Here is an 11,132-nt window from a genome sequence, read left to right as displayed (position 1 = left end):
CAGAGCGGGCTCCTCAGGATGAGGAGATGGGCCATGGCCGGGTCAGGCCTCGGCCGAAAACACGGCACGACACGCAACCTCTCCCCTCAAGGCAGAAGATTACAGCGCACCGCTCTCTCTCCTCATGGTGAGGAGCGGCCCAGCGGGCCGCGTCTCGAACCATGAGGCCGCGGCACTCGACGCCGCTCGGCAAACGGGGTCAACCCGGCGATCCTGCCGGCTCGTGGCAACGCAGCACCGAGCTCTTGTTGCCGGATCGCCGGGCGCGGCCCGACAGTGGGGGTCAAAGCGTCGACGCCTGTCGCCGCGGCGGGGCGGTGGCTCGTGGGGGGCGGACGAACCACCGCCCTCGCCGCTACATCACCCCGCCAGCATCGTTGGCGGCGTTGCGCGTCGGACGCACGACACGCTGGGCTGCCGTGGCGGTGGGCGCGTTGCGGGCGGCGATCACCGTGGCCTTGGTGTCGACCGTCGGCTCGACCGACATGCCGGCGCGCAACAGGCCGGCATCGGCCGGATCATCGAGCACGATCTTCACGGGGATGCGCTGCACGATCTTGGTGAAGTTGCCGGTGGCGTTGTCCGGCGGCAGGAGCGCGAATTCGAGGCCGCTCGCCGGCGACAGGCTGTCGACATGGCCCTTCAGCCGCAAGTCGGGAAAGCTGTCGATACGGATTTCGACCGGCTGGCCGTCGCGCACATGAGTGAGCTGGGTCTCCTTGAAGTTCGCCACCACATAGGCCGCATGCCGCGGCACCACCGCCATCAGCTGGGTGCCGGCGGTGACGAACTGACCGACGCGCAGCGTGCGCGCGCCGACCTGCCCGGCCACCGGCGCAACGATGGTGGTGTAGGACAGGTTCAGCTCGGCCTGCTGCGCCGCCGCCTGGCTCCTGGCGAGCTGGGCCTGCGCCTGCTCGCGCTCGGTGGCGAGCACGGCGACCTTCTTCTGCGCGGCGATGAGTCCGGCGTTGTCGCGCTGCAGCTGCGCCGCGGTCTGGGCGCGGACCGCCTCGGTCTGCTGCGCCCGCTGGATGGTGCCGGAGCCGGTCTGCATCAGGTCGCGGTAGCGCGCCGCATCCGACACCGCGAAGTCGAGCGACGCCTTCGTCGCATCGATCGATGCCCTGGCCTGATCGACCAGCGACTGCTGCAGCACGATCTGGGCATCGAGGTTGCGCAGCGTGGCGGCGCCGGCGGCGACATCGGCATGGGCCTGGGCGAGCGCGGTGCGATAGTCGCGATCGTCGATCCGCGCCAGGACCGCGCCGGCGGCGACCTCGGCGTTGTCCTGCACCAGCACCTCGGCGATGGTACCGGCAACCCTGGGCGCAATGATGGTGGAATCCGCCTTGACATAGGCGTCGTCGGTGGACTGCAGGTAACGCCCGCTGGTCCAGTAGTCGTAACCGCAGAAGCCGGCGAGCGCGGTGCCGGCGAGCAGGGCGAGCGCCAGCGCGCCGCGCTGAACCCGCCGGCGCGCCGATCCCGGAGCGGCGGGCGCCGCTGCCGGACGCTCGGTCGCCGGCGCAAAGCTTTCGGGGCGGGGCATTTCAACCATGGTCATCTCCAGTGGCCGGCCGGGCCGGCCCTTTCACACGCCGCTGTACATGCGACCTGCTGCGCGATCTGATAATCTCGAAACGAACAAAAGGATTATCCACTCCGGCTGGATAATCCGCTGCTACTCTGGGAAAATCTTCAAGTATTCGAGCCACTTATGGATCGCCTCACCAGTTTGACCGTGTTCGGCCAGGTGGTCGAATCCGGCGGCTTCTCCGCCGCCGGACGGCGGCTCAACATGTCCGTCACCATGGTGAGCAACCACGTCCAGTCGCTGGAGGATCATCTCGGGGTACGGCTGCTCAACCGCACCACCCGCAAGGTCAGCCTGACCGAGGTCGGCCAGGCCTATTACGAGCGCACCCGGCAGATCCTCGGCGACCTCGACGAGGCCGACCGCATCGCGGATGCGATGAACTCGACCCCGCGCGGCACGCTGCGGATCTATGCCAACCCGTCGCTGGTGCGCTTCCTGTCGCCGGTGATCGCCGAGTTCGTGGCGCTGTATCCGCAGGTCGCGGTGGAGTCTTCCGGCGGCGAGCGCATGACCGACCTGGTGGAGAGCGGGATCGACCTTGCGATCATGACCATGATCCCGTCCGAGGATTCCTCCCTGGTGACGCGCAAGCTGACGCCATGGCGCCACATCACCTGCTGCGCGCCGGCCTACCTCGAACGCCATGACGCGCCACAGCAACTCGCCGACCTCGCCGCCCACAACTGCCTGCGCTATACCTACTACCCCTACGGCAACGAGTGGCGCTTCGACGGCGACGACGGCCAGCCACAGATGGTGCGGGTCGGCGGCAATATCGTCACCCATTCCGGCGAGATGCTGCGCATGCTGGCACTCGGCGGCCATGGCATTTTTCTCGCGCCGAGCTTCATGATCGCCGACGACCTCAAGGCCGGCCGCCTGGTGCGGCTGCTGCCGAACCATCGCCCGGTGGAGTTCGTCATCAACGCCATCTACCCGCATCGCCACCATCTCTCCAGCAAGGTGCGCACCTTCATCGACCTCCTCGCCGAACGTTTCGCCGCGCACCGCAAATGGATGAACCCGGCGGAGAACAGCGAGGAGGCCTGAGGACGGCCGCGTCAGCCGGTGAACACCGACAGCTCGACGTCCACGCCGAATGCCAGCGACTGGTAGCGGCCGACCGGATCGCGCACGATCGCGAGATAGTCATCGCTCCAGTCGGCGTTGTCGGCGACGATCACCGCGCCGGGACGCAGATGCGGCGCGAGCAGCGAAAGCACCGCGGGATAGAGCGATTTCGCGCCGTCGAGCAGCACGAGATCAATCGGCTCCGGCAGGTCGCGCGCCAGCGTCTCAAGCGCGTCGCCCTCGCGGAGGTCGACGAGATCGGCGAGGCCCGCCGCCACGATGGTGTCGCGGGCGCGGGCGACCTTGGACGGCTCGAACTCGCTGCCGATCAGCCGGCCGCCGCCATTGTCGCGCAGCGCCGCAGCGAGATGCAGTGTCGAGACGCCGAACGAAGTGCCGAACTCGACGATGTTGTGCGCCCGCAGCGCACGCGCCAGCATGTACAGCAGCCTCGCGGTATCGCGCGACACCGCAAGGTGGTGGTCGCGGGTGCGATGGTAGAGCGCGCGGTAGTCGGCCTGCTGATGCAGCTGCGCGCGCTCCTGCGGCGTCAGGTGTTCGAGCTCGCGGTGCAGCGCCGTGCTGCTTTCGTCGGCATCGTCGAGCAGCCGGGCGAGGATCGGCGCCAGCGGCGCCGCTTTCAACGTGGTGGACATGGACAACTCCAGGAATTGCGGACTTGGATCGAAAGGGATGACGTCGGCGACGTCCTGGCGTAAAATACGAATAATTCGTCGCATTCGCCATTCGCATTCCCGGAAGCCGCCATGGCCCCCCGCACAAAACCGCGTATTTCCCCGAGAAAAGCGCCACAACAGGCCCGCTCGGCCCAGCTCGTCGCCGACGTCCTGGAGGCGGCTACTCACGTTTTGACGCGCGACGGCGCGCCGCGTTTCACCACCGCGCGCGTCGCCGAGCGCGCCGGCGTCAGCGTCGGCTCGGTGTACCAGTACTTCCCCAACAAGGAGGCGATCCTGTTCCGCCTGCAGGTCGACGAGTGGACGCGCACCAGCGCCCTGCTCCATGACATCCTCGCCGACCGCACCTGCCCGCCGCAGCAGCGCCTGCGCACCTTGCTCGACACGTTCCTGAGGACCGAGCGCGAGGAAGCGGCGCTGCGCACAGCGCTCGACGACGCCGCCCCGCTCTACCGCGACGCGCCGGAGGCGCGGCAGATGGAGGCGCGCGGCCAGCGCCTGTTCACCACCTTCCTCGGCGAGCTGATGCCCAAAGCGGCGCCGCGGGAGCGCGCTGTGATGGCCGACATCGTCACCACCATCATGGGCGCGGTCGGCGACACCGTGACATCGGACCATTCCGATGCCGACGTCGCGCGCAAGGCGGCCATCCTCGGCGACATGCTGTGCGGCTATTTCGCCGGCCGCGCGGCGGCGCCTGGAGCGCGTTCAGCGCGAACGCGCTCTCGATTTTAGTTTGACGCGTTTTCTTCACGCGAACCGGTATCCACCCCCGGATCAAGTCCGGGGGCATGCTTCGCTCGAAACGCTCTAGCCCTCGGGCGCGGCCCGCGCCGCGATCACGTCCAGCACCCCGGTGAGACGATCGGCGGACAGATCGTCGGCTTTCGCCATCGCCCGCGCGAGGTCCGCGCCATGGGCGCGGATGCGCAGCCGCGCCCGCGTCACGTTGTCCCGATCAAACGCTGCCGGCGCCGCATCGCCCGGCGCGGCACGCGGCCGCCAGTCGTCGCGACTGTCGTCGGCGATTTCCAGCAGGGCATCGAGCCGCGCCTGCAGGTCGAAGGCACGGCCGCGCTGAAACGCGGCGCCGAAGCCGTCGGGGTCGAGGCGCGCCCAGCGCCGCAGCGTGGCGAGCGAGGGCATGCCGTCCACACCGCACAGGCTCTCCAGCGTGCGGCCGCGGCTGATGCCGAAGCTGATGCGATCGAGAATGGTCTGGCGGTAGCGCGACGGATCCTTCATCGGCCTCTCCTCCTCGAACATGGGGGCACGCACCGGCAACGCACAGGGCGCGGACAGGCCGGCGGCGCGGGACAGTGATCATGATGCGGGCGAGCCTGCGAAGTGTCGTCGATTTTCCGTAACAGCGCAACGCCACGCGCACAAAAGCTGTGGTTTGGCGCACGTCACGCCGCCGCGGCGGGCGGCCGAAATCGTGGCGTCGCCAAGGCGCACCGCTCCAAATTTTTCTCATGGCTCGGCCCAACATTGATCGTTTGCGGGCATCCCGGCGCACCGGTAACGCTCGACACGCCCCGACCACCCCATGGGAGACGATGGATGCCGACCCTGCCCGCGCGTGCCGCCCTTGCCGCGCTGCTGATTGCTGCCGCCCAGCCTTGCGCGCGCGCCGCCGAGCCGTTCGCCGCGCCCGAAGCCTGGTTCAAGCCGGCCGCGCCGTTCCGCATCGCCGGCAACATCTACTATGTCGGCACGCAGGGGCTCAGCGCCTATCTCATCACGTCGGGCCGGCAAGCGATCCTGCTCGACGGCACGATGGCGGAGAACGCCCCCCTGATCGAAAAGAACATCGCCGCGCTCGGCTACAAGATGGACGAGGTCAAGATCATCCTCAACAACCACGCCCATCTCGACCATGCCGGCGCGATGGCGCAGCTCAAGCGCGACAGCGGCGCCGCGGTTTATGCCAGCGCCGAGGATCGCTCGGCGCTGGAGCACGGCCGCCACGAGGGCGACAGCGAGTACGCCTACCTGACCTTCCCACCGGTCGCGGTCGATCGCGTCCTCGCCGACGGCGAGACGATCACGCTCGGCGACATCCGCCTCACCGCGACGCTGACGCCAGGCCACACCAAGGGCTGCACCACCTTCTCCATGCCGGTGACCGACGGCGGCCGCACGCTGCAGGTGGTGTTTCCCTGCAGCATCACGGTGGCCGGCAACGTGCTCGTCGGCAACACGACCTATCCGGGCATCGTCGCCGATTTCGAGAAGAGCTTTGCGCGGCTCGGCGCGATGAAGGCCGACGTGGTGCTGACCGGCCATCCCGAAGCTACCGACGTGTTCGGCCGCGCGGCGAAGCTCAAGGCCGGCGACAAGGACGCCTTCGTCGACCCCACCCTGCTCGGCCGCCTCGTCGGCAAGGCCAAGACGGATTTTGCCAAGACGCTGAAGACGGAGCAGGCGGGGAAGAAGAGCGCAACTGGCAAATGAGCCGCGGGAGTCTTCCCTCGTCCTGAAAAGCAAACCACCGACCTTAGTGTTTGTCATCGCCGGGCAGCGCGATCCGTCTTTGACGGATCGCTAGGACTAAGGTCTCCCGGCGGCCCCGACAAGGAGGGCACTGCGTCCCTAAGCGGGGGGACCGGAACAAGCCTGGCCACAACAGAGAAAGGCGTGGTCTCATGGTTCGAGACGCGCGGCTATGCCGCGCTCCTCACCATGAGGAGAGAAGGCGCCGCTTCATTCTCTGCGTCATCACCGGGGCGGCGCGCAAGCGCCGTGACCCGGTGATCCAGCTTAGGGACGCACGTCGAGCCGCGCGGAAGCTGGATTGCCGGGTCAAGCCCGGCAATGACGCAGTGGGTGTGGCGTGCGCGGAGGAACAGATCAGACGACGTGGGGCAAGGGCCGCGGCAGAAGCTATTCCGCGGCAAGCACCGTGGCCTCATGGTTCGAGACGCGCGGCTGTGCCGCACTCCTCACCATGAGGGGAGAAGGCGCCGTCTCAGCTCCGCAACCCCGGCGCTTCGTGGCCGATGCTGGCGACGTATTCGGTGTAGCCGCCGCCGTACTGGTGGATGCCCTCGGGCGTCAGCTCGAGCACGCGGTTCGACAGCGCCGCGAGGAAGTGCCGGTCGTGGGACACGAACAGCATGGTGCCCTCGTAGTCGGCGAGCGCTGCGATCAGCATCTCCTTGGTCGCCATGTCGAGGTGGTTGGTCGGCTCGTCGAGCACCAGGAAGTTCGGCGGATCGTACAGCATCTTGGCCATCACGAGGCGGGCCTTTTCGCCGCCCGACAGCACGCGGCAGCGCTTCTCGACGTCGTCGCCGGAGAAACCGAAGCAGCCGGCGAGCGTGCGCAGCGAGCCCTGGCCGGCCTGCGGAAACGCGTCCTCCAGCGCCTCGAACACCGTGCGCTCGCCGTCGAGCAGCTCCATGGCGTGCTGGGCGAAGTAGCCCATCTTGACACTGCCGCCGACGGTGACCGAGCCCTGGTCCGGCTCGGATGCGCCGGCGACGAGCTTGAGCAGGGTCGACTTGCCGGCGCCGTTGACGCCCATCACGCACCAGCGCTCGCGGCGACGGATCATGAAGTCGAGATCGTCATAGATGCGACGGCTGCCATAACCCTTGTGCACGCCCTTGAGGCTGACGACGTCCTCGCCCGAGCGCGGTGCGGTCGGGAAGTCGAACGCGATGGCCTGACGGCGCCGCGGCGGCTCGACGCGCTCGATCTTCTCCAGCTTCTTGACGCGGCTCTGGACCTGGGCGGCATGGGAGGCACGCGCCTTGAAACGCTCGATGAACTTGATTTCCTTGGCGAGCATCGCCTGCTGGCGCTCGAACTGCGCCTGCTGCTGCTTCTCGTTGACGGCGCGCTGCTGCTCGTAGAACTCGTAGTTGCCGGAATAGGTGGTGAGCGAGCCGGCGTCGATCTCCAGAATCTTGCCGACGATGCGGTTCATGAACTCGCGGTCATGCGAGGTCATCAGCAGCGTGCCTTCGTAACCCTTGAGGAACTGCTCCAGCCAGATCAGGCTCTCGAGGTCGAGATGGTTGCTCGGCTCGTCGAGCAGCATGGCGTCGGGCCGCATCAACAGGATGCGGGCGAGCGCGACGCGCATCTTCCAGCCGCCGGAGAGAGAGCCCACGTCGCCATCCATCATCTCGGCGCTGAAGCCGAGGCCGTCGAGCACTTCGCGCGCACGGCCTTCGAGGGCGTAACCGTCGAGCTCCTCGAAGCGCGCCTGCACCTCGCCGTAGCGCGCGATGATGTCGTCCATCTCGTCGGCGCTCTCGGGATCGGCCATCGCGACCTCGAGCTCCTTCAGTTCGGCCGCAACCTCGCTGACGGGACCGGCGCCGTCCATCACCTCGGCGACCGCGCTGCGGCCGGCCATCTCGCCGACATCCTGGCTGAAATAGCCGATGGTGACGCCGCGATCGACCGACACCTGGCCCTCGTCGGGCAGCTCCTGTCCGGTGATCATGCGGAACAGCGTGGTCTTGCCGGAGCCGTTGGGGCCGACGAGCCCGACCTTCTCGCCACGCTGGAGCGCCGCGGCGGCTTCGATGAACAGGATCTGGTGGCCGTTCTGCTTGCTGATGGTATCGAGACGGATCATGGCACGCGCGAAATGAGGGAAATTTGCCGCGTGTTTAGGGGATGTGGGCTCCGGGGGGAAGCCCCTTCCCCCCTCTACTTTTGTGCGAATATCTTCATTTTGGCGCCACACGCCCAAGCTCTACTGGTGACTATTTCCCGGCGCGGACCGGTCATACCCGGCCACAATCCTCGGAGCGGTTGCAAGAAAAGAATCCTTTGCAACACGGGGCAATTCATAGCGTGACTGCGTCACAATGATGGGGCTCTGAACGAAATCCTTGTCCGAAATACTCTGATCGATGCCTGTAAGGTGCCCCGCCCATGTTGCCGTGTCGGCCGAACGCCGCAGGACGATGTTGCCGAGCGGCACTCCCTTTTCGTTCACGTAGTGCAGTTGCGCCACATTGCCATTGGTGGTCCCACGCACAGTCCACCAACGCGGATCAACGGGACCATCCGGCGTCGCTGCGACGCCATGAAAACGACCATAGACAGAGCCGACACTATTCAAATCCGTGAGCTTAAACTCGTAGTAGAAATTGTCCGTCTTACCGACGTCGCCCTGCTTCAGCGGCGCCTCAGCCGGCTCGTGTGAAATCGCGGCGTATGGCCGATGCAGCCCGACAGCCTCCGCAACGGGATTGTAGAATGCATCGAACGACTGCGGAGCCAACGCTACAGCCGCCTGCTGTGCTCCACTGAGCAACAAGCCAGTCAGGCCAATCGTTTTGGCCCACTTGAAGGCCACACGAACCTTGCTGTTCCCAGCAACGTTCTTCGCCAGCACCAGCAGTTCGCTCCACACCCGCGTCCGTGAAGGAACGATAGCGTCATGCGAAATACGCGCGGCAGGTCCATCGTGAGAGATGTGTTTGGTGGATTTCGAACGTGTCGTCATCGCTTACACCCCTAATATAAATGGAGAAAAGATCTTCTGCTAAAGACTCTGCATCATCCGTCTGCGGATGACACGCAAACTATCAAATTCAATTTGGCCAGATTCGCGTCTACTCTCGCCCAAATCTGTGGCTGGACCGTTCACGCAGCATTCAGCTGAGACACATCGCCCATTGACGAAGCTGCGATATTTACAAATTAGCCACGACGCCTGTCTTTCCATTACTAAAATTTCATCCAGGCAGCATCGCGCCGCAACTCAGATCAATTTCGAGCTTCGGTAAACCTCCAACGAAAAAAGCCCGGCACATGCGTGCCGGGCTCAAGTCGGATGTCAGATGGAGAATATCGCGCGATCAGTACTTTGCGACGATCGGACCACCCCAGTTGAAGTGGTAGTTGATGCCAGCCTTGATCGTGTGGATCTGCTGGTTGCCCGAATTGATGCCGCCGAGGTTGGCGAAGTAGGTCTGGTTGCCGAAGTCGGCATACTGGTACTCGGCCTTGGCCGACCAGCTCGGCAGGAACATGTACTCGAGGCCCGCGCCGACGGTCCAGCCGGAGTGCAGCTTGCTGTCCGAGAAGTTCACGCCGGCGACGTTGACCGAGAAGCGGTTGTCGGCCCAGGCGTAACCGCCCTTGACGTACAGCAGCGCCGAATCGAAGGCATAGCCGACGCGGCCGGTCACGGTGCCGAACGCACGGATCTTGTCCTCGGCGGTCAGGACGCCGACCAGGCCAGCCGACTGGCGGATGCTGGCGCCAGCAGCGTCAACTTCGATACCCCACACGACCGGGCTGCCCGCGCCCTGCCAGTTGTAGCCGATGGTGCCGCCGCCGAAGCCGCCCTTGAGGTCGAGGTTGTTGCTGCTGCTGCCGCTCCAGCCATAGCCGCCGAAGGCGCCGACGTAGAAGCCCGACCAGTTGGTCAGCGGGCTGATCGGAGCAACCGGAGCCTTGGTGTAGGTGCGGGCGGCCAGGTCAGCGGCCGAGGCGGACGACGCGAGCGCGATCACAGCGGCGCTGGCGAGCAGGAACTTCTTCATTTGCGTGTATTCCCAAGAAAAGAAAATCAATGGGCGCCAATCATCATGTCCGGTTCCCGCATGCAACGTTTTCGGCACTTGTCCCCGGCGTTTGGGAACCCGCTGCGACATTTTTGCCACAACCAGCGGTACTCCATTAAGCCTTTGGCGGATATGTGACTTTTGACGACTTTTGGCCGGATTTCGGAGCGCCGCGGCGGCCGGACGCGGGCGCTTTAATGCCAGACCCGGACCCAGGCGACGTCGGCGACCTGGGAGTCGCCGGTCAGGCTCTGGGACGACAGCACCACCGTCATGGGCTGGGTGTTGCACACCGAAAAGGCATGGGAATAGGTCGCGACCTGGACGTCGTCCAGGAACCAGGTCACCACCCCCTCCTGCCACAGCACCCCGAACGTGTGCCAGTGGCCGTCGATCGGGTCGGCGGTCACCATGTTGAGGTGGGCGGGGTTGATGGTGTCCTTCGGGGTGCCGCTGCCGATCTGGACCCAGGAATGAATGGTGGTGTTGAGAAAGCCGTGACCGAACATCTCGGCGACGTCGATCTCGCACCACGCCTTGTTGCCATCAGCGCCGGTGACCTTGTTCTCGATCGCCGGTTTCGACAGCAGCCAGAACGCCCCCCAGGAATTCTTCACATCGCCGCCGGAGCCGGCCGAGAAACGCATGCGCGCCTCGAAATAGCCGAACAGATGGTCCGGCCCGTATGGATCGGAATTGACCGGGTGATTGACGAGATGGGTGTTCGGCGTGGTGCCGGGCGTGGTGATGCGCACGACGCCGCTGCCCGACAGCAGCGCGGCGCCGCCGACCGGCGGCGGGAAGAACCAGAAACTGTTCCACCACAGCCGCGTCGGCGCCGCGGCGGTGAAGGTGTCGGCAGTGAACGCATCGCTGAAGGCCAGCGTGGCAAAGCCCGCGGCGGCGGCCTGCGCCGGCGCGGGCGGCGTTTGTGCATGCGCCGCGCCGCCGACGAACGCCGCCAGCATCACGGCCAGCGCCGCGAGGCGGTGCGACAGCGATCGAGGACGGCGGGGATGGCCCGCATGACGACACGGCATGGTCGGCCTTCGCACAGCTGAGATCCGGCGTCTGCAATGACATGGGCCCCGGCCGTGCGGCCGGCGGGCCATCGATCAACACTGCGGCTGCCACTGCACGGGGCGAAGCTGGCCGGCGCGCAGCGCGCCGTCATCATCATGACAGTTCCCGCGCGGGCGTGCCACGGGATACCGCTCGCGATCG

General features: G+C 66.1%; 10 protein-coding genes. 3 read left to right on the top strand and 7 right to left on the bottom strand.

The genetic code is table 11. The features are described from left to right. Window positions 1-355: 355 nt before the first annotated feature. Window positions 356-1,561 carry an HlyD family secretion protein gene (locus AB4Z37_RS16260; protein ID WP_441517772.1) on the bottom strand — a complete coding sequence of 402 codons (1,206 nt, stop codon included), beginning with the start codon at window positions 1,559-1,561 and terminating at the stop codon, window positions 356-358. Window positions 1,562-1,720: 159 nt separating this feature from the next. Between AB4Z37_RS16260 and AB4Z37_RS16255 the strand changes: the two genes are divergently transcribed. Then, window positions 1,721-2,650 (top strand): LysR family transcriptional regulator, encoded by a 930-nt coding sequence (locus AB4Z37_RS16255; RefSeq protein WP_441517771.1) that lies wholly within the window; start codon window positions 1,721-1,723, stop codon window positions 2,648-2,650. A gap of 11 nt (window positions 2,651-2,661) precedes the next feature. On the opposite strand, the gene AB4Z37_RS16250 is transcribed toward AB4Z37_RS16255, so the two are convergent. After that, window positions 2,662-3,327, bottom strand: coding sequence for an O-methyltransferase (locus AB4Z37_RS16250; protein ID WP_441517770.1), 666 nt, complete (start codon window positions 3,325-3,327; stop codon window positions 2,662-2,664). 111 nt (window positions 3,328-3,438) lie between these two features. Between AB4Z37_RS16250 and AB4Z37_RS16245 the strand changes: the two genes are divergently transcribed. After that, a complete protein-coding gene (locus AB4Z37_RS16245; RefSeq protein ID WP_441517769.1) occupies window positions 3,439-4,104 on the top strand; it encodes a TetR family transcriptional regulator in 666 nt (221 codons plus the stop codon). Between the two features lie 75 nt (window positions 4,105-4,179). Here AB4Z37_RS16245 and AB4Z37_RS16240 read toward each other — a convergent pair whose 3' ends face one another. Further along, window positions 4,180-4,614 carry a hypothetical protein gene (locus AB4Z37_RS16240; protein ID WP_441517768.1) on the bottom strand — a complete coding sequence of 145 codons (435 nt, stop codon included), beginning with the start codon at window positions 4,612-4,614 and terminating at the stop codon, window positions 4,180-4,182. 318 nt (window positions 4,615-4,932) lie between these two features. Between AB4Z37_RS16240 and bla the strand changes: the two genes are divergently transcribed. Further along, entirely contained in the window at window positions 4,933-5,826 is an 894-nt protein-coding gene (bla, locus tag AB4Z37_RS16235; RefSeq protein WP_441517767.1) for a subclass B3 metallo-beta-lactamase, read from the top strand. A 514-nt stretch (window positions 5,827-6,340) separates the two neighbouring features. Here the strand turns inward: bla and AB4Z37_RS16230 are convergent. The 4 genes from AB4Z37_RS16230 to AB4Z37_RS16215 form a co-directional block, all read right to left on the bottom strand. Then, window positions 6,341-7,963: an ABC-F family ATP-binding cassette domain-containing protein gene (locus AB4Z37_RS16230; protein WP_211965325.1), complete on the bottom strand. Its 1,623-nt coding sequence runs from the start codon at window positions 7,961-7,963 to the stop codon at window positions 6,341-6,343. Between the two features lie 120 nt (window positions 7,964-8,083). Next, window positions 8,084-8,842 (bottom strand): hypothetical protein, encoded by a 759-nt coding sequence (locus tag AB4Z37_RS16225; protein WP_441517766.1) that lies wholly within the window; start codon window positions 8,840-8,842, stop codon window positions 8,084-8,086. A 355-nt stretch (window positions 8,843-9,197) separates the two neighbouring features. Further along, window positions 9,198-9,887, bottom strand: coding sequence for an outer membrane protein (locus AB4Z37_RS16220; RefSeq protein WP_441517765.1), 690 nt, complete (start codon window positions 9,885-9,887; stop codon window positions 9,198-9,200). A gap of 215 nt (window positions 9,888-10,102) precedes the next feature. After that, window positions 10,103-10,948: a glycoside hydrolase family 16 protein gene (locus AB4Z37_RS16215; protein WP_441517764.1), complete on the bottom strand. Its 846-nt coding sequence runs from the start codon at window positions 10,946-10,948 to the stop codon at window positions 10,103-10,105. Window positions 10,949-11,132: the final 184 nt, after the last annotated feature.

The sequence above is a fragment of the Bradyrhizobium sp. 2TAF24 genome (assembly GCF_052115025.1).
Classification (GTDB): Bacteria; Pseudomonadota; Alphaproteobacteria; order Rhizobiales; family Xanthobacteraceae; genus Bradyrhizobium_A.
The sequence above is the reverse complement of the archived record's forward strand: the minus strand, read 5'-3'. Positions and strand labels throughout refer to the sequence as shown.